This is a genomic window from Streptomyces bauhiniae, from assembly GCF_004784475.1.
Classification (GTDB): Bacteria; Actinomycetota; Actinomycetes; order Streptomycetales; family Streptomycetaceae; genus Streptomyces; species Streptomyces seoulensis.
The window spans coordinates 352,274-373,636 of the sequence record NZ_SRRT01000008.1 but is presented as its reverse complement, the minus strand read 5'-3'; the positions used below and the strand labels follow the sequence as shown (position 1 = coordinate 373,636).

Genomic DNA, 21,363 nt, shown 5'->3' with positions numbered 1-21,363 from the left:
CGTGATCCGGATCACAGGGTTAGGCCGTGCACCTTCTCCCTTGAGCCGCAAGGAGATCACACGATGCTGCCCTGGAAGCGAGCGCTCAGACCGCTCGCCGCGCTGGTCCTGGCCGCCGCGCTCGCCACCGTTCCCGCCGCCACCGCCCACGCCGCTCCCAGCAGTGGCTGGAACGACTACTCCTGCAAGCCCTCGGCCGCCCACCCGCGGCCCGTCGTCCTCGTCCACGGCACCCTCGGCAACTCCGTCACCAACTGGGTGTCGCTCGCTCCGTACCTCAAGGAGCGCGGCTACTGCGTCTTCTCCCTCGACTACGGGCAACTCCCCGGCGTCCCCGTCTTCTACGGCCTCGGCCCGATCGACAAGTCGGCCGAGCAGCTCTCCGCCTTCGTCGACAAGGTGCTCACCGCCACCGGCGCCACCAAGGCCGACCTCGTCGGCCACTCCCAGGGCGGCATGATGCCCCGGTACTACCTGAAGTTCCTCGGCGGGTCCGCCAAGGTGAACGCGCTCGTCGGGATCGCCCCCAGCAACCACGGCACCGACCTGAGCGGCCTCACCAACCTGCTGCCGTACTTCCCCGGCGCCGAGGACCTCATCAAGTCCAGCACGCCGGCACTCGCCGACCAGATCACCAACTCGGCCTTCATGACCAAGCTCAACGCGGGCGGCGACACCGTCCCCGGTGTGCACTACACCGTCATCGCCACCAAGTACGACGAGGTCGTCACCCCCTGGCGCACCCAGTACCTGACCGGCTCCGACGTCCGCAACGTCCTCCTCCAGGACCTCTGCCCGCTCGACCTCTCCGAACACGTCGCGATCGGCATCTTCGACCGCATCGCCTACCACGAGGTCGCCAACGCCCTCGACCCGTCCCACGCCACGGCCACGAGCTGCGCGTCCGCCTTCAGTTGACGTGACTCGGGGCCCTGCCCGGCCTGAGCCGCCCGGCAGGGCCCCGCGATTCAAGGGGTGTTCAGCGCGCGGTGCGGTTGCGGCCCGTCGCGCGCTGGCGCACCGAGAGGAACAGTGCGGCCGAACCCAGGGCCAGGGCGGCGGCGCCGCCGACGGCCGCGTACGAGGTGCCGGTGGGGGTGCCGGTCTCGGCCAGGGGGACCGAAGTGCCCTCCGGCTGAGGGGCGTTGGGGGTGGGGCTCACCGGCTGCGCCGAGGTGCTCGGGTCGTCGTCGCCGTGGCCGTGGTGCTCCACCGTGGAACGGTCGGCGCCGGCCGCGATCTGGCGCTCCGAGGGGGCGGAGACCGTGGGCGTGGGCGCGGGGGTCGTCTTCGCGGACTTGGTCACCTTGGCCGTACCGGCCGGGGCGGCCGCCGTCGTGCCGCCGAAGTCGACGTCCGAGCAGGAGTAGAACGCCTCCGGGCTGTCCGAGCGCTGCCACACCGCGTACAGCAGGTGGCGGCCCGTACGCTCGGGGAGCGTGCCGGAGAAGGTGTAGAAGCCGTCCGTGGCGACCGGGTCCGTGGACTTCGCCACTGGGTGGGCCACATCCAGGTCGGACCAGGCCAGGGGCTTCGCCGGGTCGTAGCCGGGCTTGGTTGCGTAGACCTCGAAGGTGCCCTTGTGGGGCGCGGTCACCCGGTACTTGAAGGTGTACGCGCCGCTGTGCACGCCGGTCGCCGGCCAGTCGGCGCGGGCCAGGTCGAGGCCCTTGAACTCGTCGTTCCCCGCGCTGCACAGCTTGCCGTCGGGGATCAGCTCCTGGTGGCGGCCGCCCGCGTCGCCGATCCGGATGCCGTTCCAGTCGTACAGCGCCTGGGTACCGCCCGCCGCCACGGCCGCCTGGCAGGCAGCCGACTTGGGGGACTCCGGGCCCTCCGCGAAGCACTGCGCGACCCGGCTGACCGGGGTGCCCATCGAACCGTGGGCGGACGCGGGAGCGGCGGCCAGCACGGTCAGGGTCAGCGGCGCCAGGCCGAGCGCGGCCGCGGTGGCGGCGGCCCGCAGCCGGGGCAGGCGCCGCCCGCGCGGGGTCGAGGGCGTGGCGAAGGGCATCGGAACTCCTCGGAAGGGTGTGCCGGAAGAGGGGGGTGGTCCCGTGGGGGGACGGTCAGAAACTAGCCCCGTACGGCGGCGGATTGACCCGCTCCGGCCCCCTTGAGGCGATCTTTATGGTCCGCTTAAGGCCGTGCTCAGACTGGGCTCAGGTCGCTACCGTGCCCGGCATGGACGATCACCCCGAAGCCCCGGTCCGCGCCGCCACGGCCGCCGACGTGCCCGCCGTGCGCGCGGTCACCGACGCCGCCTACCGCCCCTACATCGCGCGCATCGGTGTGGTGCCCCAGCCCATGGAGGCGGACCACATGGCGGACGTCGAAGAGGGGTGTGTCTTCGTCATAGGGGAGCCCGTCACCGGGCTCGTGGCCGTCCGCGCCCGCCCCGACCACCTCTTCCTCGACAGCATCGCCGTCCACCCCGACGCCCACGGCCGGGGCGTCGGGCGCCGGCTGCTGCGCTTCGTGGAAACCCACGCCCGTACCCTTGGCCTCCCCGAGATCCGGCTCTACACCAACGCGCTGATGTGGGAGAACCAGGAGATCTACCCCCGGTACGGCTACGAGTTGGTGGAACGCCGGGTCGACGGGCCGTACGACCGGCTCCACTACCGCAAGCCGGTGGACCGCTGACGGAACCTGATTGTCAGTGGTGGATGGCACGCTTGCCGTATGAGTGACGCGAGCGAGTGGACCGCCGGGACGGACGTGGACTGGGACGCCCAGGCCCCCGGCTTCGACGACGAACCGGACCACGGCCTGCGCGCGCCCGAGACACGGGCCGCATGGGCCGGGCGGCTGCGGGGCTGGCTGCCCGATCAGCCCTCGGACGTCCTCGACCTCGGCTGCGGCACCGGAAGCCTCGCGCTGCTCGCCGCCGAGCAGGGGCACCGGGTGACCGGGGTCGACGCCTCCCCGGCCATGGTCGAGCGGGCCCGCGCCAAGCTCGCCGGGCAAGACGCGCGGGTCCTGTGCGGGGACGCCGCGATACCGCCGGTGGTGGAGGAGGGCTACGACGTGATCCTCGTCCGGCACGTGCTGTGGACGCTGCCCCGCCCCGCCGAGGTGCTGCGCCACTGGCGCACCCTGCTGCGCCCCGGCGGCCGGTTCGTGCTGGTCGAGGGCGTCTGGGGGAGCCTCTCCCCGGTCGGGATGCCCGTCGACGAGGTCACCGGCCTGCTGGCGCCGCTCGCCGGGCGGATACGGGTGGAGCCGCTGTCCGACGACCCGCTGCTGTGGGGCAAGACCGTCACCGACGAGCGGTACGCGGTGCTGGCCGAGATCTGAGGCTCAGACCAGACCCGTGAGCCCCTCCGCGCGGGCCAGCGCCGCCAGTTCGTCCAGCGCGGACCGGGCGGCGGCCGCAGCCTCCGGGTCCCGCTCCGCCAGCCCGCTCGCGGCGAACTCGTCCTCGTCCAGTTGGAGTACGTCCTTGCCGTCGCCGGAGACCCAGAGGTCCAGGTCGAGGTCCTCCACGACCAGCTCGGCGCCGGACCGGACGGCGGGCCGGGTGATGTCGCAGTACCAGCCCTTCAGGGTGCCGTCCTGCGCGCGGACCTCCTTCACCGCGTACCAGCGGTCCCGCCAGTAGTGCTCGGTGAAGAGGTCGCCCGGCTCGAAGCGCACGAACCCGAAGTCCCGTACACCCTCGCCCGCCCAGGGGGCGCGCACCGAGACACGGGTGCCGTCGTCCGCGAGCAGGGTTGCCGGGTAACGGATCTTCGTACGACCCGCCTTGACGAGGACGACCTCCAACTCGCCCGATGTGTCAGCCGAGTTCGCGGACATACCGCACCTCCGTGGCGCAGAACTCGTAGCCGAGCCACTTGTTGATGGCGATCATCGGGCCGTTGCCCGCGTCGTTCCCGGTGAACGCCTCGGTGTGGCCGGCCGCGCGCGCCCGGTGCAGCGAGTGCAGCTTGGCAAGCTTGGCCAGGCCCCGGCCCCGGTGGGCGCGCGAGGTACCGGTCATGGCGGTGAAATAGCGGGTGGTGCCGTCGGAGTAGGCCACGGTGAAGGCGACGGGACGGCCGTCCACCACCGCCACGACGGTCAGGTCCAAGTCCAGCAGCGGGTGCTCCCAGGTCTCCGCCAGCCACGCCTCGTAGTCGGCGTAGGCGAGCGTGACCTCGCCGGGCTCGTCGGCCACGGTCTCGGCGTCCAGCTCGAACAGCGGGCGCGGGTCGGCCGCGAAGTCGGCGGCCGTGCGCAGTTCCACCCCGGCCGGGGTCTCCGGCAGCGGCGGGAGGGTGCCGTGCGCCAGGTCGAGGCGGAGGAAGCGGGCGGGACGGCCGGCGCGGTAACCGTGCCGTTCGGCGAAGCGCACGCTGGCGGGCTCGTCCAGCACCCAGGAGTACAGCCGGGTGGCGCCCAGCGAGGCGAGGTACTCCTCGGCGGTGGCCACCAGCAGATGCCCCGCACCCCGGCCGGTGTGCTCCGGGTGGACATGGACGTTGAGGTACGCCTGCCCCGGCTCCGTGCTCTCGTGCGCCAGCGCCACCTGCGCCGTGCCGATCACCTCGCCGTCCTCCTCCGCGACCAGCGAGCGGAACCGCGCGGCCGGGTGGCTCCGGGTGAGGACATGGCGTACCGACTCGGGGGTGAACAGGATGTAGGGCAGGGCCAGCCGTCGGACGCGGGCGAAGCCCTCGGTGTCGGCCGGCACGTCGGGGCGCAGATCGCGCACGAGTACGGTCATGAGCAGGCACCGTACGGGCGGGGCCGCCGGAGTGCCTCTCATTTTCCGGCTGGTGCGGGAGAATCGGCCCTGTGAGCCTGAAGATCCACATTGATGACAGCGCGCCGCCGTACGAGCAGGTCCGGGCGCAGATCTCCGAGCAGGCGCGGGCGGGCGCGCTCCCGGCCGGGTACCGGCTGCCCACCGTGCGCGGCCTCGCGGAGTCCCTCGGCCTCGCCGTGAACACCGTCGCCAAGGCGTACCGGGCGCTGGAGGCGGACGGCGTGATCGAGACCCGCGGCCGCAACGGCACCTACATCGCTGCCCCCGCCGCCACCCGCGAGGCCAGCACCGCCGCCCAAACGTACGCGGAACGCGCCCGCCGCCTCGGCCTGGACCACGACACCGCCATGGCCACGGTCCGCGACGCCCTGCGCGCCGCCTACGGCACCGACTGACCGGCGCTCACCGCCGCGCCCACGGCTCCGGGGTCCGCGTCACCTCCAGCCCCGCCTGGCGGGCCAGCTTGCCGAACTCCGCCGCGTCCTTCACCGCCGCGCCCCTGGGGTCGTTGTTGAAGTAGGCGTAGACGTCCTGGCCCTCCGGCCAGGTGGTGGCGATGCGGTCGACCCAGGTGTGGAGGGCCTGGGTGCCGTAGCGGGGCCAGGGCTTGGCGCGGCCGCGGTGGAAGCGGACGTAGCCCCAGTCGGCGGTGCGCCACAGCGGGCCGGCCGGGCGGCCCAGCTCGTCCGCCCAGCACAGAGCGGCCTTCCGCGCTTCGAGTACCTCACGGGTCTGCGCCGTCCACCAGGAGTCGTGGCGCGGTTCGACCGCCACCCGCGTCTTCGCCGGGAAGCAGGCCAGGCAGGCGTCCAGCAGCGGGGGGTCCGCGCGCAGGGTCGGCGGGAGCTGGAGCAGCACCGGGCCCAGGTCCTTGCCCAGCCCCTCGGCATGGCTCATCAGCCGGTGCACCGGCTCCTCGGGGTCCCGCAGCCGCTTGATGTGGGTCAGATAGCGGCTCGCCTTCACCGCCACCACGAAGCCCTCGGGCAGCCGGTCCCGCCACGCCTCGAAGTTCTCGCGGGACGGCAGCCGGTAGAACGCGTTGTTCAGCTCCACCGTGGCGAAGTGTTCCGCGTACTCCTCCAGCCACCGGCGCACCGGCACGCCCGCCGGGTACAGCACGCCCCGCCAGCTCTTGTACTGCCACCCCGACGTACCGACGAACAGGGTCATACGTCCATGAAAACATCCGCGCGCGGGCCGGGCGGGCGGACCGACCGCGCCCACCGGAACGGCCCAACCCGGAATGCGGGCCCGCGCGGTTAGAGGTACAGCCCCGCGTCCGCCCCGTCCCGCGCCCCCGGTACCGACGTCGGCGCCGTACCCCGGCGCAGCGCGTACAGCTCGGCCAGTGTCGAGCCGTCCCGGCCCAGCTCGTTCCCCAGCTCCGGGGCCTGGTCGCCGAGCCAGCTCACCGCCTCCGGGCGGGTCAGCGGGCCCACCTCGATCCGGGCCAGACAGCGGCCGGGGCGGACCACGGCCGGGTGCAGCCGCTCCAGGTCCTCGTTGGTGGTGACCCCCACCAGGACGTTGCGGCCCTGGCCCAGCAGCCCGTCGGTCAGGTTCAGCAGCCGGGACAGCGCCTGGCCCGCGGTGTGCCGGGCCTCGCCCCGGATCAGCTCGTCGCAGTCCTCCAGCAGGAGCAGCCGCCAGCGGCCCTTGCCGGTGCCGTCCTCCTCGCCGATCGCGATGTCCATCAGATAGCCCACGTCGGAGAAGAGCCGCTCCGGGTCCAGTACGCAGTCCACCTGGCACCACTCCCGCCAGGACCGGGCCAGCGTGCGCAGCGCGGAGGTCTTGCCGGTGCCCGGCGGGCCGTGCAGCAGCAGGAGCCGGCCCGCGATGTCCTCCGGCGTCGTCTTCATCAGCCGGTCCATCGCCTGGGCCACCGGCGCGGTGTAGTTGGACCGCACCTCCTCCCAGGTGCCGGCCGAGATCTGCCGGGTGGTGCGGTGCGGACCGCGCCGGGGCGAGACGTACCAGAAGCCCATCGTGACGTTGTCCGGCTGCGGGGCGGGCTCGTCGGCCGCGCCGTCCGTGGCCCGGCCCAGCACCTCTTTGGCCAGCTCGGCCGTGGTGGCGGTCACCGTGACGTCCGCGCCCCGGTTCCAGCGGGAGACCAGCAAGGTCCAGCCGTCGCCCTCCGCGAGGGTCGCGCTGCGGTCCTCGTCGCGGGCCACCCGCAGCACCCGCGCGCCGTCGGGCAGCAGGGTCGCCTCGGAGCGGACCCGGTCGATGTTGGCCGCGTGCGCGTACGGCTGCTCACCCGTGGCGAAACGGCCGAGGAACAACGCGTCGACGACGTCGGAGGGCGAGTCGGAGTCGTCGACGTTCAGCCGGATCGGCAGCGCGTCGTGCGGGTTCCGCGGGTTCACAGACATGCCGCCATGATCGGGCACCGGCGCACCGCGCGCACGGCAATTCCGCCGCTTGTCCCCAGGTGTTCCCAACTCGCGTCCGACGCCGGGTTTCCGCCGTTACTGTGGAGCTGATGGGCAGTCATCGGTGGTACACGGGGGCACAGCGGTGGCGGCTCACCGCCCTGCTCGGCGTGTGCGTGACCGCGCTGGCCCTGCTGGTGACCCTCCTGAACACCCTCCCCGGACGCGGCGCCGACACAAGCGGCACCACCCGCGACGGCGCCCGGGCGCACGGCACGCCCGCCGCCCCCACCGGACCCGTACGCCCCGATGTGGGCTGGGGTTTCACCCACACCCAGTACAGCGCCGACCAGGGTGGCGGCAGCGATCGCGTGGCCCGGCTGCTGAAGGGTGACGGCGGACTCCCGCAGGACCAGGCCGTGATGGGCTGGGGCGCCGACAACCCCGAACCGGTGAAGGGGCACTACGACTTCGGCGCCCTGGACCGCCGTATCGACTTCATCCGCGCCTCCGGCGGCACCCCCGTCATCACCCTGTGCTGCGCCCCCGACTGGATGAAGGGCGGCAAGGCCGGTGTCGGTGCCACCGACTGGAGCCAGGGCTCGCTGGAGCGGGCGCCCGACCCGGAGCACTACCAGGACTTCGCCGACCTCGCCGCCACCGTCGCCCGCCGCTACCCCGACGTACGGCACTTCGTCGTCTGGAACGAGTTCAAGGGGTTCTGGAACGAAGGCGAGGGCCGCTGGGACTACGAGGGGTACACCGAGCTGTACAACCTGGTGCGGGCGGCGCTGAAGAAGGCCGACCCGGACAACATGGTCGGCGGTCCCTACCTGCCCATGGACAGCGTCGACCCCCGCGCCGACCACGCCTCGGCGCAGGTGCGCGGGCCCTGGGGCGCCATGGACCAGCGGGTACTGGACGCCTTCGACTACTGGAACGCCCACAAGTCCGGCGCAGACTTCGTGGTGGTCGACGGCTCCAGCTACACCAACGATGACGAGCTGCTCCCCGACGAGTTCGCCGCCACCGCCAAGTTCACCGCCGTGGGGGAGTGGGTGCGGGGGCGCACACACGACCTCCCGCTGTGGTGGGCCGAGTACTACGTGGAGCCCGCCGACTCCCAGGACCGGCGCGAGGGCTGGTCCGAAGACCGCCGGATCGCCGTGCACGCCACCGGGCTGATCGCCATGGCCCAAGGCGGCGCCGACTCCGGCTTCTACTGGAACCCGGAGAAGAAGAGCGGCGCCGACTGCCCCGGCTGCCTGTGGACCCCGACCGGGGACGCCGACGGCGGCCGCGCACTGCCCATGTACGGCCTCATCTCCCGCTTCGGCAAGGCGTTCCCGCCCGGCACCCGGTATGAGAAGCTCTCCGCCGCGCCCGGCCTTCGCGTGCTGGCGAGCCGGGACACCGCCTTGGTGGTGAACACCCTGGACCGCCCGGTCAGCGCCCGCATCGACGGCAAGCGGTTCCGGATGCGCGGCTACGAGGTGAAGTGGCTCGACCGCTGAGCCACTTGCGCCTCCTCAGCTCATCGTGAGGAACCGCTGCACCAGCGAGGCCAGCACCACCGCCAGCAGCGGCAGCGCGAACCAGAACGCGCTCTGCTGCCGCCGCAGCCGGCCCACGCTCGGCCGGCCCGCCACCCGGAGCACCTCACGGCCGGCCAGCAGCAGGATCAGCACCCCGGCGGCCAGCGCGCCCACCACCGACCACGGCGTCCAGGTGATCTGCGGCCCGATCGGACCCGGGTCCGGCTCGGGCACCGCCGCCGACCCGCCGCCGCGCAGCGCGTACACGGTCGCGTCCCCGTTGACCAGCACCTTGGCCAGCTCCGCACGGCCGTCCAGCGTGCGGGTCAGCCGGGACTCCCAGGAGGCCGGGTAGCCCGCGTCCAGCTCCAGATAGCGGACCTGGCTCTCGTTGACGATCAGATACGAGTTCGGGCCCGCGTCCTTCAGCGACTTGACCAGCCCGGACACCAGCACCGGGTCGGGGGGCGCGAGGGTGGGCACATAGGTCACCCGCTCCATGTCCCGCGCGCCCCAGGCCAGCGCCGGAGTCACGTCGTTGACCGTGTCCGTGGTCAGCCACAGCAGCCGTACGGTCGGCTCGTCATGGGCGTACACCCAGTCCATCGCCGCGACCTCGCCGGGCCGGGTCCGCTCGAACGGCTCGTTGCCCCAGCGGGCCACCAGGAAGCCGCCGATCAGCAGCAGCCCGGCGAGCAGCGCGGCCGGCGCGCCCAGGTTCACCCGGTTCCGCTGCCCCGTACGCGGGAACAGCGCGAGCGCCCCCAGCAGGGCCGCGCCCGGCAGCGCGAACATGAAGACGCGCAGCGCCATCTCGCCGCCGTACGACTGCATGCCGAAGCCGAGGAACGGTACGAACGCGAGGACCAGCAGGGAGCGTTCGCGGTAGCCGTGTGCGCGCCGCCGCCACCAGCCCCAGCAGGCCAGCGCCAGCACCGAGCCGGCCAGCAGCACGCGGGTGTACAGCACCAGCTTGTGGGTCGAACTCCCGCCCTCGATACGGCCGGAGACCGAGGTCGACACATTGCCGCCGACCCCGCCGAGGCCGCCGAACAGCTCGTCGAAGTGCCCCGACCAGTACGGCTCCGCCATGAAGCCGACCCACACCGCCACCACCACCGCGAACAGCAGCGGCAGGCCCCGCAGTTCGCACCGGCGCAGCAGCACCAGGGCCGCGAGCACGCCGAGCATCACGAACGGGGTGAGCTGGTGGGCCGGGACGCAGGCCAGGAACAGGGCGATCAACACCAGGAGCAGCACGACCCGTTGGCGCCGGTCGGTGGGCTCCACCTCGGCCTCGCCGGGCCGCAGCCGGGACCAGATCATGTGCGGGGCCCGGAACCACACCAGCAGGATCGCCACGAACACCAGGTACAGCAGATAGGTGAAGCCCTGCGGGGAGAAGTAGTCCTGCCCGACCCAGCCGCTCAGCGCGAACAGCCACACCCCGGCCCACCGGGCCCGCCAGCTCGCCCGGAGCGACCGGGCGAGCAGGAACATCGGTGCCAGATAGGCGAGTTGGATCGCCGTCGGCCACCAGCGGATCACCTCGGTGAAGTCGGACACCCCGCATGCCTGGGCGACGAACGCGGTGACCGCGAAGAAGCCCGGCCAGCTCCAGCGGGCGTCCAGGTCGGGCACGGTCGAGCCGGTGCGGTCGATGTAGTCCAGGAAGCCCAGGTGCTGCCAGGCCGTGGGGAACCTGGGCGCGCTCTCGATCACGGCGGGCAGCGCGTGCAGCGAGAACACCGTCGCCACCAGGGTGAGCAGCAGCAGCGTCCGGTGCTCCCGGCGCAGCCTGAGCAGCGCGGCGAACACCGTGACCAGCAGCGCGGCACCGGCCAGCGTCGTCAGTGGCAGCACCGAGACGAGACCCAGGCCGCCCATCCGGTCGAGGTCGGCGTCGGTGAGGCGGAGGGCGGGGACCCAGTAGAGGAGGAGCGCGGAGAGGAGGAGGCAGCCGAGGACGAGACCGGTGCGGGTGGGGGAGCGGCGGGGGCGGGGCGGGGGTGGCTCGGCGGGCGCCTGCTTCTCTTCTGGCGGAGCCGGGTCGACCGCTTCCGTCCCCTTGACCCAGGAGGGCGCCGGCCGGGTCGCCTCGCGCGACCCCAGATCGGCCAGATCACCGTCCGGCGCCGCCGTCACCGGGCCGGGCCGGATCACCTGCCACAGGCGCGGCGCGGCGACGGCCACGATCACCGCCAGGCTGCAGATCTCCGCGACGCCCGCCCCGGTCAGCCCCATCCGGGGCAGGAGCAGCAGCGTCAGGGCCAGTACCAGTACGCACAACAGCCCCTGGAGCCAGGCGAGTCCGGCGGTCCGGCTCTGTGCCCGGAGCACCGCGAAGTACGTCTCCATCACCACCCGCAGCACCGCGCCGACCGCGAACCAGCGCAGCAGCGGGGTCGCCGCGTCCGCGTACCCCGCGCCGAACACGCCCAGAATCCAGGGGGCGCCGACGAAGAGGACACCCGCGACCGGCAGCATGATCCGGGCCATCCGTTTCAGCGCCGCACGGGTGTTGGCGGCCAGCCGCGCCGGGTCGTGCGAGCCCTCCACGGTGAGGGAGGCGCCCATGTTGATGGCGAGCAGGTTGGTGGTGCCGCCGATGGTGGTGGTGATGTAGAAGTACGCGTTGTCCTCGGCGCTGACCTGCGACGCGATGATCACCGGGACGAGGTAGACCACCCCCAGCGAGAACAGCGAGCCGGTGTAGTCGCCGGCCAGGAAGCGGCCGATCTCCCGCAGCGTCGGCGGATGCGCCCGCCCCTCGGTCGCCGCCGTGTGCCGGGGCACCAGCCGCCGGAACACCAGCCAGCCCAGCGGGAGTACGGAGGTGGCGATGGCCGCGACCCAGGAGACGAACACCCCGGCAGTCGGGACCGCCACCGCGAACGCCACCAGCAGCCCCAGCTTCACCGCCGAGAACACGGTGTTGCCCACCGGCACCCACGGCGCGCTGCGCAGCCCGGTCAGCACCCCGTCCTGAAGCGTGAGTACGTTCCAGGCGACGACCGCCGCGAGGAACCCGAGCCCGTTCACCGGCCCGTGCAGGAACCGGTACGACGGCCCCCACACGTCCAGCGTCAGCAGGAACACCCCCGCCGCCACCGCCACCACCAGCGAACTTCCGGCGTACGTACGGAAGATGAGCCGGGCGGTGGCACGTCCCGCGACCGGGATGAAGCGGGCCAGGGCGCCGGTCAGGGTCACCGCGGTCAGCCCCGCCAGGAGCTTCATCGCGGCGATGGCGGCCGAGCCCTGCCCGACCGCCGACTCCGAGTAGTAGCGTGCCGCCGCCAGCCAGAAGCCGAGACCGAGGACGGCGGAGATGCCGGTGTTCAGCATCAGCGCGTAGGCGTTGCGGAACAGCGGATTGCCGCCGAACGCGCGGCCCAGTAGGGGCAGTCGCGGGCGGCGCCCCGGCGCGGCGACGGCCGGGGCGGCCTCTTGGGCGGTGGTCGTGTCAGACACGGGAGCGGATGGCCTTCCGGCAGACCTGGCGTGCTCTTCGCACGAGTGCGTATCCAGTGGTCAGCGCACGGTCCTTCGCGAAGTCCCGTGCGATGGAACGTCCTTGGAGCAGTCGCTCGAACTCCGCCACCCCGGTGCTGCGCCGCACGGTGACCCGGCGCAGCGCGTACGGGCCCTGCCGGCGCCGGGCCAGCGCGTTGCCGACCGCCAGCGCCTGGGTGTACCCCGCCGCCCGTACCGCCTCGCGGACGCGGCGGCTGGAGTAACCGTAGGGGTAGGCGAACGACAGTGGGCGGGCGCCGAGTTCGTCGGTGAGGATGCCGGTGCTGTGCTCCAGCTCGGCGGCGAGCGCGGCGTCGTCCAACTGGTCGAGCTGCGGGTGGCTGTGGCTGTGGCCCCCGATCTCCACACCGCTGTCGGCCAGTTCGCGTACCTGGTCCCAGTCGAGCATGGCGTCCAGGCCGCCCCCGGTGTCGTGGGGGCCCCTGAGCCAGCCGGTCGCGGCGAACAGGGTGGCCGGGAAGCCGTGCTTGGCCAGCACCGGCAGGGCGTGGCGGTGGACGCCCTCGTAGCCGTCGTCGAAGGTGATCAGCACCGGCCGGGCGGGCAGCGGGCGCCGGTAGCGCCAGTGCGCCGCGAGGGCTGCGGTGGTGAGCGGGGTCAGGCCCAGGTCGCCGATGAGCGCCATCTGCTCCGCGAACGCCTCCGGCGCGACCGACAGCGCGCGGGTCGCGTCGCCCGGCGCGGCCGCCACCGCGTGGTACATCAGGATCGGTACGGCCGTGCCGGTCATCCGCCCACCTCCACCGGCGGCACCGCGAACCGGGGCCCGCCGCGCCGGGCCCGTACGCTGCCCACCGCGTAACCGCCGGCCGCGCCGAGCACGCCCGCCACGATCGCCCCGGCACGCCCCGCGCCGCCCGGCCGGGCCAGCGCCGCGTCCCGCAGGCCGCGCGCGATCCCGGCGGGCAACACCCGTGTGGTGTACCGGCGTTCCGACTCCAGCCCCTTCGCCGCGCCCACGCTCCGGGCCACCAGCGCCTTGGACAGGCCCTCGGCGTACGTCCGGGTGCGGAAGTAGGCGAAGCGCTCGCGGACTTCGGGCACCCGGTGGTGGATCACCGCGCGGTCGTCGATGAGGAGCAGGGCGTCGGGGCGGGCCCGGCTGATCCGGATGCACAGCTCCGTCTCCTCGCAGCCCAGCGGGCGCCGGTCGCCGTCCCGGCCGATCCCGGTGGCGAAGCCGCCCGCCAGCTCGAACGCGGTGCGCCGGAAGGAGGCGTTGCCGCCCAGCACATTGCGCACCCGGACCCGGCCGGGCGGCAGACCCCGGTAGGTGCAGCCCACTACCCAGTCGAACTCCTCCGGGAACCAGGCCGGCCGCCGCCCCGACGCCCACACCGGCTCGGTCCGGCCGCCGACCGCCAGCACGCGCGGGTCGGCGTACCCCTCGGCGAGGTGGCGCAGCCAGTCCGGCTCGGCCACCGCATCGTCGTCGAGGAACGCGATGACCTCGCCCTTCGATGCGGCGACCCCCGTGTTGCGGCCCGCCGACAGGCCGCGCGGACCGGCGTTGGCGAGTACCCGGACCGGGCCGCCGTCCGCTTCCTTGTACTCGGCGGCCAGCCGGTCCAGCAGGGCGGTGTTGTGGTCCACCACCAGCAGGGTCTCCAGCGCCGGATACGACTGGGCGCGCACCGAGGCGACTGCCGCGAGGATGTCCTCCCAGCGGTCCTCGGTGTACACGCAGATCACGACGGAAATGGCCGGAGCGGTCAAGACGCCGCTCCCCGCCGGGAGTCGGCCAGCGGCGAACGGCGAATCCGGCGCAGCGCACGGCGGTTGGAACGTTCCTGGAGGATCACTCTGAGCACCCGCAGCCCGTCCCGCACGGCCCGCAGATTGCTGGTGCCGTGGATGCGGAGGTATTCGTGGCTGGGGATCTCCTGCACCTTCAGCCCGGCCTTGACCACTCTGATGTTCATCAGCGTCTCGACCTCGAAGCCGGTGCAGTCCAGGTCGATCTTGTCCAGGCAGTGCCGCCAGAACGCGTTGTAGCCGTAGCAGAGGTCCGTGTAACGGGCGCCGAACTTGCGGTTGACGACCGTGCACAGCGCCCAGTTGCCCAGCTTGCGGATCAGGGTCATGTCATCGGTGCCGCCGCCGTTGGCGAACCGGGAGCCCTTGGCGAAGTCGGCGCCGGAGACCAGCGCGGAGACGTAGGAGACGATCTCGTTGCCGTCGGCCGAGCCGTCCGCGTCGACCATCACGATGATGTCGCCGGAAGCCGCCTCGAACCCGCTGATCAGGGCGTCCCCCTTGCCCTTGCCGCGCTGGGCGACCACCTTCACGTCCGGCCACAGCGAGCGGGCCACGTCCACGGTGTCGTCGGTGGAGTCGCCGTCGACCAGGACCACTTCGTGAATCCAGTCCGGCAGCGTCTTGAACACGTACGGCAGGTTCTCCGCCTCGTTCATGGCGGGGATCACCACGCTCACCGGCGGAGTGATCGCCAGGTGCGAGGAGATGGGCCGGTAGTGGGCCGCGAGCAGCGGCTCGCGGTCCGGACCCGGCGTGCGCAGAACAGAACTCATGACTGTGGTCCCTCTCGTCCGGTGGACCGCCCGCCCCTCGGGCGGCCCGGCTGTGTGTCCGGTTCGAAAGGGGGGTTCTCGTCCCTGCTCGCGGCACGGCGAAATGCACTCCGGGCCGGAAAAGGACGAGCTGGCAAAGCTGACCGGGCCCCCGAGCGTGCAGGGACCTCCGGTCGCGCGGCACGGCCCGGTCACCTGGTGCGGTCACCGAGCACGGCACCCCCCTACCGCGCCTCACCCCGGTGCGTCACGGCTCCGAGCCCTCCCCTGAACCGTGGGCGACGGACCGATCGGGTGAGATGTACGACGGTATTGACGATAGAAGCAGAATCGCAAGACCTGGACGTGGTCTCACGAATCAGTTGGTTTGGCCGTTACGAAACTTTGGCCTGTTTTACTCCCTTCCGGCGTCCCCTCTCGCGTCCGCCCCCGCTGCCGTACATGGGTGGCCAGCAGGATCAGCAGGCTGAGTACGGTCACGGCGACGATCCCGCCCGTCACCGACCAGCGGTGCACGGTCAACATGGCCTGGGCGACCAGCATGTCGAGCGCGACCGCCCCGGCGAGCGCGGCGATGAGCCGGCCGAAGGGGTCGAGACCGCGCAGCGCCACGGCGATGGCCAGGGCGGGCGCGGCGAGCAGGAAGAACAGTGCGCACGGTCCGCGCAGCGGTGAGCCGGAGTCGATGAGCGCGAGCAGCGCGCCGCACGCGGCGGTGCCGGTCGCGGCTCCGGCGAGCAGGGCCGACAGGTCCCTCCCCGGACCCGTCCGCTCTGCGCCTTCACCGTCTGCCGTGTGTCTGTTGCCAGTTGATGACCGCATGGGCCGACTTGCCCCCCGACGCGTCGGATGCCGGGCTTCAATGTGGCGCAGCCGCTCCGAGGGCGTCAAGACGACCTCGGCCCCCGTGACCCTTCCGGGGGATTGTTCCCGAACTCGCCTGTGGCTTGTGCTATGTGGCGAGACGTCAGCGTCAGCGACTGATCATGGTTGAGAACCGAAATTGTTTTGGCATGGACACTTCCCGTCAACGCGCGTAGCTGGTACCAAAGTTGTGGCAGAGATCCTGCTAAAGGGAGGTTCCATGAGACGTACCCGAATTGCGGCATACGTGGCTTCACTCCTCCTCGCCACCGGCTTCACCCTCGCCGGTGCCGGATCGTCGCAGGCCGCCACCGGCGGCTACGTGGCGCTCGGCGACTCCTACTCCTCCGGGGTCGGCTCAGGCAGTTACATCAGCTCCAGCGGCGACTGCGACCGCAGCACCAAGGCGTACCCCTACCTGTGGAACGCCGCGCACGGCCCGTCCTCCTTCGCCTTCAACGCCTGCTCGGGCGCCACCACGGACGACGTCCTCGCGGGCCAGCTCGGCTCGCTCAACTCCGCCACCGGCCTGGTGTCCATCACCATCGGCGGCAACGACGCCGGCTTCGCCGACGTCATGACCACCTGTGTCATCTCCTCCGACAGCACCTGTCTGTCCCGGATCAACACCGCCCGCGCCTACGTCGACTCCACGCTGCCCGGCAAGCTCGACGCCGTGTACAACGCGATCAGTGCCACGTCCCCCTCCGCCCGCGTGGTCGTCATCGGCTACCCGCGCTTCTACCTGCTCGGCCAGAGCTGCCTCGGCCTCTCCGAGACCAAGCGCTCCGCGATCAACAGCGCGGCCGACTACATGAACAGCGCCATCCAGAAGCGAGCCCAGGCCCACGGCTTCGTCTTCGGTGACGTCCGCACCACCTTCACCGGCCATGAGATCTGCTCCAGCAACTCCTGGCTGCACAGCGTCAACTGGACCAACATCGGCGAGTCGTACCACCCGACCGCGGCCGGACAGTCCGGCGGCTATCTCCCCGTGCTCACCAACGCAGCCTGACCCCCACCGTCCATAGGGGTGGCCCCGTCAATGCGAGCCGTACGGGACTCACTCGGACGAACGAAATATCACGGTGTGTCGGAGGATGAAGCGGAGGCCCCGTCCGACGGGGTCTCCGTCGTCCTGTCACACGTCACGGTGAACGGCACCTCGTCGGACGTGACCCGCTCCGGCTCCCGCACCTCCACGCTGATCGCGTTCTCCGACGTGCCGTCCTCGTCGTTGGTCCGCACGGTCACCCGCGCCTGACGAGTGCGCTCGCCGCCCTCCGGGAAGGACAGCGTCCGCCACTCGTCGCCCTCGAACGAGCCGTGCTTCAGCTTCCACCGGTAGCGCACCTCGGCGGGCAGCCGCCCCACGGTGAACGTCGCGGTGAACACCGGCGACTCGGCCTCCGGCGGCGGACAACTCCCTCGATATTCCGTATGCGTTCCGGTCAGCGCCACCCGTACCGACTGCGCCGGCTCGCTGCTGCTCGGCGGGGCGCTGCTCTTCGACGGTGACGGCTCATGGCTGGTCGGTGTGGGGGAGCGGGGCTCGCTGGTCCTCGTGACGGTCGCGCCCGGGGTGCTCCCGCCCTCGTTCCGGTCGCCGTCGTCCCGCTGCAGCAGGGTGTACGTCAGCCCGGCCAGCGCGAGGACCAGGGCGAGCACGCCGATGACCAGGACGACACCCGCGCGCCGCTCGCGCACCGGCGGACCCGGATCGGGCTCGCCCTCCGGCAGCGGGACGGTCGGCGGGGGCGGCGGTACGTACGCGACACGGGTCGTGGGCGCGCCTCCGGCCGCGATCAACCGCAGGTCGCGCGCGGCCTGTTCGGCGGGCAGCCGCTCCTCGAGGTCCTTGCGGAGGAGGCCCTCGATGACCGGGGTGAGGGGGCCCGCCAGGTGCGGGGGCGGCAAGGGCTCGTCCACCACGGCGCGCAGGGTGGAGAGCGGGGTGTCGTGGCGGAACGGGGAGCCGCCCTCCACCGCCGCGTACAGCAGCACACCCAGCGACCACAGGTCCGACTCGGGGCCCGGCGTACGGCCCAACGCCCGCTCGGGGGAGAGATATTCGGGGGAGCCGATCACCTCTCCGGCCATGGTCAGCGCCGAACTGCCCTCGACCGAGGCGATCCCGAAGTCGGTCAGCACCACCCGGCCGTCGTCGGACAGCAGCACATTGGCCGGCTTCACGTCCCGGTGCAGTACGCCGACGTCGTGCGCGGCGCGCAGCGCGTCCAGCACCTCGGCGCCGACGCGGGCGGTCTCCGTCACGGACAGCGGGCCGGTCGTCTCCAGGATGTCGGCCAGCGAACGGCCGCGCACCAGCTCCATGACGATCCAGGGGCGGCCGCCCTCCATCGCCACGTCGTACACCGTGACCACGTTGGGGTGGGCGACCCGAGCCGCCGCCCACGCCTCGCGCTCCAGGCGGGCGTACATCCGCTCCACGTCACCGGCGGGCAGCCCGGCCGGGGCGCGTACCTCCTTGACGGCCACCTCACGCCGGAGCACCTCGTCGCGGGCCCGCCACACCGTGCCCATGCCGCCCTCGCCCAGCGGGGACAGCAGACGGTAACGGCCGGCGATCAACCGATCGCGTCCCGGCTGTTCTGACACGGGCTTCCCCCCATGGCACGTCGCGCGAATCCTGACCAACGTAGCTCAGCCGACAGCGCTTGCGACCCCCTTGAGCATCAATCCGGCGCCCAGCGCCAGCACGGCCAGCGCGGAGGCCAGGGGGATCGTGCGGCGGAGCAGTGCGGTGAGGGGGTGGGCGTGGCGGGCCGGGTTCCGGTCCAGGAGGCAGCCGGCGACCGTGCCGAGCCTGACTACGGCGAAGCCGGCGGCGGTGAGGGTCAGGGCCAGGCCGATGCCGTACGCGACGACCAGGAGGAGGCCGAACCATGCCTGGCCGAGGGCGGCGGCGCCCACCAGGACGACCACGGCGGAGGGGCTGGGGACGAGGCCGCCCGCGAAGCCGAGGAGGAGGGTGCCTTTGAGGGTGGGGGCGGTGGGGTGGGTGTGGGTGTGGCCGCCGTGGGTGTGGGTGTGGGTGTGGGGGTGGGGGTGCGGGTGGGTGTGGTCGTGGTCGGGTGAGTGGGGGTGCGGGTGGTGGTGGTCGGGCACATGTGGGGTCTCTCCATGTGCGCTTGACACATGGGGGCTTGACACATGGGCGCTTGGCCCATGTGGGCTCCGTACGTGTGCGTCCCGTACACGTGGGCTCGGCACATGTGGTCCCGCGACATGGTCGGTACGAACATGTGCCTCCCGACCACCACCCCCACCCACCAGCGCCAACGCCCGCACCTCCACCTCAGCGACCCGCACAGGCTCATGCGTATGCCCCGCCTGAACCCCCCGCCCCCGCCAGGCCCGCCGTACGAGACTGACCCCCGCCCCGAGCACCAACGCCCCGCTCGCCACCCCCAGCCACGCCACCACCGAGGGTGTCGCGGCGGAGCCGGCCGTCACCAACAGCCCCAGCGCGACCACCCCGAGGGTGTGGGTGACGGTGACCGAGGCGGCCAGCGGGAGTACGTCCCGAAGCCGGGCGCGCCCGCCCCGGGCGGCAGCGGCGGCGGCCATCAGCGTCTTGCCGTGCCCCGGTGCGAGCGCGTGGGCCGCGCCCAGGCCGACCGCGATGAGCAGGGCCAGCGTGGCGAAGCCGAGGGTGAGGTCACGCCGGGCGACCAGGTCGTTCAACGCCTGGGTCCAGCGGTCGGCGCCGCGCGGCAGCACCGAGGCGCCGGGGGCGTCCCGTTCCTGGGCCAGGGCGGCCCCGCCGGGCCGGAGGGTGAGCCGGGCGGTGGAGGTGTCGGCGGGGGAGGAGAGCAACCCGGCCGGGTAGGTGGTGAGTTGACGTGAGACCGACTCGCGCGGCACGTCGGACCGGCTCAGCGTCATCCGGTCGCCCCGCGCCGTGATCTCCCGCCACCCCGGCCCGGAGGACACCCCGGCGCTGCGGAAGCCGACGTTCAGCGTCGCGCCCTCAGGCAGCGGGGCCGACTCCGCGCACTCCAGCCGCAGGGTGTCCAGCCCCGCCTGCCCCGGCCGCAGCTCGGCCCGCGCGGCCGACACCGTGAGCGTGACCCGGCGCCCGCCCACGGTGACCTCGCTGCCCCGCGCCGCCTCGGCACAGCGCGACGAGGCCCACCGGGCGGTGCCGAGCCGCTCCAGCTCCGGCTTGGCCTGGGTCGCCGGGATCTCCGCCAGGTCCTCGACATGGGTGACGCGGAGCGTACCGGGAGCGGCGACGAGACCGTCGTACCGGTTGACGGTGAAGTTGCCCAGGGGATGCGCGTCCGCCGCCGGGGCGGAGCCGAGCAGCACGGCGCAGGTGCCCGCGAGGACGGCGAGGGAACGGCGGAGCCTCACTTGGCCGCCTCCAGCGCCTTGCGGGCCTCGGCGGCACCGAGCGGGGAGAAGCCGGGGTTCAGCTTCAGCGCCGCCGCCAGCGAGGCGCGGCCCTCCTTCGCGTGACCGGTGGCGAGTTCGATGACGCCCCGGTGGTAGAGGAAGGACGCGTTGCGGTAGCCGGTGGCGGTGGCCTCGCGGGCGTGCGCGAGGGCCTCCGTGTCGTGGCCGTTGACGTGCAGTGCCCAGGCGAGGGCGTCCGCCGTGTGGACGGTGTGCCGGCGGGCCCACTCGGCGCGGGCCGCGCGCAGGGCGGCCGCCTTGTCGCCGTGGTCGGCGGCGGCCAGCGCGGTGTCCAGGTCGGCGTCGACGCCGTTGGCGCGGGCCAGCGCGATCCACGCCTGGACGAGCGTGTACTGCTGGCGTGCCTTCTCCCGGTCACCCGCGCCGTCGCGCGCCTCGTACAGCTCCCCGAGCGCCACCAGCCAGGTGGGCAGCGGCGCACGGGCGACGACGGTCTCAAGTCCCTTGATCGCGGCGGCCTGTTGTCCGCTCGCCGCCTGGGCGCGGGCCCGGCCCTCCAGGGCGGGGAGGTAGGTGTCGTCGGCGGCCAGGGCGCGGGCGTACTGGGTGAGGGCGGTCCGGTAGTCGCCCTGGTTCCAGGCGAGTTGGCCGAGCTGGGCGGCCACGTAGGCGATGTCGCCGGGGGAGATCGCGCCGGTGAGGGCCTGCTGGAGGACGCGCCGGGCCGTGGTGATGTCCCCGCGCAGCTCGTGCACGTAGGCGTACCGGGTGAAGACGGGGGTGCCGGGCTTGCGGGCGTCGGCGGTGTCGGCGGCGCGGGCCGCCTCGGCGTACCGGCCGAGTTCGACCAGGGCGTCGATGCGGGAGCAGAGGGCGCGTTCGTCGTAGGGGTTGTGCTTCAGGACGCGGTCCGCGTCCGCGAGGGCGCCGGTGAAGTCGTGGCGGGCCGCGGCGAGGGCGGCCTGTCCGGCCACCGCCCTGTCGTTGCCGGGGGCGAGCGCGAGGGAGCGTCGGAGCGCGGCCTGCGCCTGCGGATACCGGGCCGGGTCGCCCTTGGTGCGGGCCTGTTCCACGTAGGCGAGGCCGAGGGTGGCCCAGCCGTCGTGGTCCTTCGGCTGCGCCTTCAAGTGGGTCTGGAGCGCGGCGACGGCCGCGTCCGGGTCGGCGCCCGCCAGTGCGCCGGGGTCCAGGGCGGCGGAGGCGGCGACCGGAGCCGGCCGCCCGCCGTCCCGCGCGGCCCCGAAGGCGACCGCGCCACCGGTCAGCGCGACGGCCAGCAGGGCGGCGGACGCCACCCGCCACGCCGTCCGGCGGCGGCCCGGAACGCGACCGTCCGGCGTGCCACCGGTCTGCTCGTCACTACTCGTACGCGGGCCCAT

General features: G+C 72.9%; 19 protein-coding genes. 6 read left to right on the top strand and 13 right to left on the bottom strand.

All coding sequences use genetic code 11. The annotated features are described in order from the left end of the window. Positions 1-63: 63 nt before the first annotated feature. A complete protein-coding gene (locus E5083_RS26890; RefSeq protein WP_135788252.1) occupies positions 64-918 on the top strand; it encodes an esterase/lipase family protein in 855 nt (284 codons plus the stop codon). A 61-nt stretch (positions 919-979) separates the two neighbouring features. Here E5083_RS26890 and E5083_RS26885 read toward each other — a convergent pair whose 3' ends face one another. Next, positions 980-2,014, bottom strand: coding sequence for a lytic polysaccharide monooxygenase auxiliary activity family 9 protein (locus E5083_RS26885; RefSeq protein ID WP_135788251.1), 1,035 nt, complete (start codon positions 2,012-2,014; stop codon positions 980-982). Between the two features lie 170 nt (positions 2,015-2,184). On the opposite strand from E5083_RS26885, the gene E5083_RS26880 reads away from it, so the two are divergent. Together E5083_RS26880 and E5083_RS26875 are read left to right on the top strand one after the other, a co-directional pair. Next, positions 2,185-2,646: a GNAT family N-acetyltransferase gene (locus E5083_RS26880; RefSeq protein ID WP_135788250.1), complete on the top strand. Its 462-nt coding sequence runs from the start codon at positions 2,185-2,187 to the stop codon at positions 2,644-2,646. Positions 2,647-2,685: 39 nt separating this feature from the next. Then, entirely contained in the window at positions 2,686-3,300 is a 615-nt protein-coding gene (locus E5083_RS26875; RefSeq protein ID WP_135788249.1) for a class I SAM-dependent methyltransferase, read from the top strand. Between the two features lie 3 nt (positions 3,301-3,303). Here the strand turns inward: E5083_RS26875 and E5083_RS26870 are convergent, their stop codons facing one another. Together E5083_RS26870 and E5083_RS26865 are read right to left on the bottom strand one after the other, a co-directional pair. Beyond that, the gene (locus tag E5083_RS26870) at positions 3,304-3,801 is read right to left on the bottom strand and encodes a ribonuclease FAU-1 family protein (RefSeq protein ID WP_135788248.1); all 498 of its coding nucleotides are present in this window, start codon (positions 3,799-3,801) and stop codon (positions 3,304-3,306) included. Further along, complete coding sequence (locus E5083_RS26865) at positions 3,782-4,711, bottom strand: GNAT family N-acetyltransferase (RefSeq protein WP_167513643.1); 930 nt, start codon at positions 4,709-4,711, stop codon at positions 3,782-3,784. The genes E5083_RS26870 and E5083_RS26865 overlap by 20 nt, the downstream gene beginning before the upstream one ends. Positions 4,712-4,782: 71 nt before the next feature. Here E5083_RS26865 and E5083_RS26860 point away from each other — a divergent pair, with 71 nt between their 5' ends. Then, positions 4,783-5,148, top strand: coding sequence for a GntR family transcriptional regulator (locus E5083_RS26860; RefSeq protein WP_135788247.1), 366 nt, complete (start codon positions 4,783-4,785; stop codon positions 5,146-5,148). A gap of 7 nt (positions 5,149-5,155) precedes the next feature. On the opposite strand, the gene E5083_RS26855 is transcribed toward E5083_RS26860, so the two are convergent. Further along, positions 5,156-5,926 carry a DUF72 domain-containing protein gene (locus tag E5083_RS26855; RefSeq protein ID WP_135788246.1) on the bottom strand — a complete coding sequence of 257 codons (771 nt, stop codon included), beginning with the start codon at positions 5,924-5,926 and terminating at the stop codon, positions 5,156-5,158. Between the two features lie 89 nt (positions 5,927-6,015). Further along, positions 6,016-7,134, bottom strand: coding sequence for a DUF5925 domain-containing protein (locus tag E5083_RS26850; protein ID WP_135788245.1), 1,119 nt, complete (start codon positions 7,132-7,134; stop codon positions 6,016-6,018). 110 nt (positions 7,135-7,244) lie between these two features. Between E5083_RS26850 and E5083_RS26845 the strand changes: the two genes are divergently transcribed. Continuing rightward, the gene (locus E5083_RS26845) at positions 7,245-8,648 is read left to right on the top strand and encodes a GH39 family glycosyl hydrolase (RefSeq protein WP_135788244.1); all 1,404 of its coding nucleotides are present in this window, start codon (positions 7,245-7,247) and stop codon (positions 8,646-8,648) included. Positions 8,649-8,663: 15 nt separating this feature from the next. On the opposite strand, the gene E5083_RS26840 is transcribed toward E5083_RS26845, so the two are convergent. The 5 genes from E5083_RS26840 to E5083_RS26820 all read right to left on the bottom strand — a co-directional run bounded on the left by E5083_RS26840 (position 8,664) and on the right by E5083_RS26820 (position 15,559). Continuing rightward, positions 8,664-12,143, bottom strand: a complete 3,480-nt coding sequence (locus E5083_RS26840; protein ID WP_135788243.1) for a lipopolysaccharide biosynthesis protein — start codon at positions 12,141-12,143, stop codon at positions 8,664-8,666. Next, positions 12,136-12,936 carry a polysaccharide deacetylase family protein gene (locus tag E5083_RS26835; protein WP_135788242.1) on the bottom strand — a complete coding sequence of 267 codons (801 nt, stop codon included), beginning with the start codon at positions 12,934-12,936 and terminating at the stop codon, positions 12,136-12,138. Before E5083_RS26835 ends, E5083_RS26840 begins: the two co-directional genes overlap by 8 nt. Further along, a complete protein-coding gene (locus tag E5083_RS26830) occupies positions 12,933-13,922 on the bottom strand; it encodes a glycosyltransferase family 2 protein (protein ID WP_135788241.1) in 990 nt (329 codons plus the stop codon). Before E5083_RS26830 ends, E5083_RS26835 begins: the two co-directional genes overlap by 4 nt. Continuing rightward, positions 13,919-14,737 carry a glycosyltransferase family 2 protein gene (locus E5083_RS26825; protein ID WP_135788240.1) on the bottom strand — a complete coding sequence of 273 codons (819 nt, stop codon included), beginning with the start codon at positions 14,735-14,737 and terminating at the stop codon, positions 13,919-13,921. Before E5083_RS26825 ends, E5083_RS26830 begins: the two co-directional genes overlap by 4 nt. 351 nt (positions 14,738-15,088) lie before the next feature. Beyond that, a complete protein-coding gene (locus tag E5083_RS26820) occupies positions 15,089-15,559 on the bottom strand; it encodes a hypothetical protein (RefSeq protein ID WP_244317661.1) in 471 nt (156 codons plus the stop codon). Between the two features lie 262 nt (positions 15,560-15,821). Here E5083_RS26820 and E5083_RS26815 point away from each other — a divergent pair, with 262 nt between their 5' ends. Next, complete coding sequence (locus E5083_RS26815) at positions 15,822-16,616, top strand: SGNH/GDSL hydrolase family protein (RefSeq protein ID WP_135788239.1); 795 nt, start codon at positions 15,822-15,824, stop codon at positions 16,614-16,616. Positions 16,617-16,684: 68 nt separating this feature from the next. Here E5083_RS26815 and E5083_RS26810 read toward each other — a convergent pair whose 3' ends face one another. From E5083_RS26810 to E5083_RS26800, 3 genes are read right to left on the bottom strand one after another with little or no spacing between them, the layout of a single operon-like run. Next, entirely contained in the window at positions 16,685-18,220 is a 1,536-nt protein-coding gene (locus tag E5083_RS26810; RefSeq protein ID WP_135788238.1) for a serine/threonine-protein kinase, read from the bottom strand. A 45-nt stretch (positions 18,221-18,265) separates the two neighbouring features. Then, entirely contained in the window at positions 18,266-19,981 is a 1,716-nt protein-coding gene (locus tag E5083_RS31345; RefSeq protein ID WP_167513642.1) for a sulfite exporter TauE/SafE family protein, read from the bottom strand. Next, the gene (locus tag E5083_RS26800; RefSeq protein ID WP_208754161.1) at positions 19,978-21,363 is read right to left on the bottom strand and encodes a tetratricopeptide repeat protein; all 1,386 of its coding nucleotides are present in this window, start codon (positions 21,361-21,363) and stop codon (positions 19,978-19,980) included. Before E5083_RS26800 ends, E5083_RS31345 begins: the two co-directional genes overlap by 4 nt.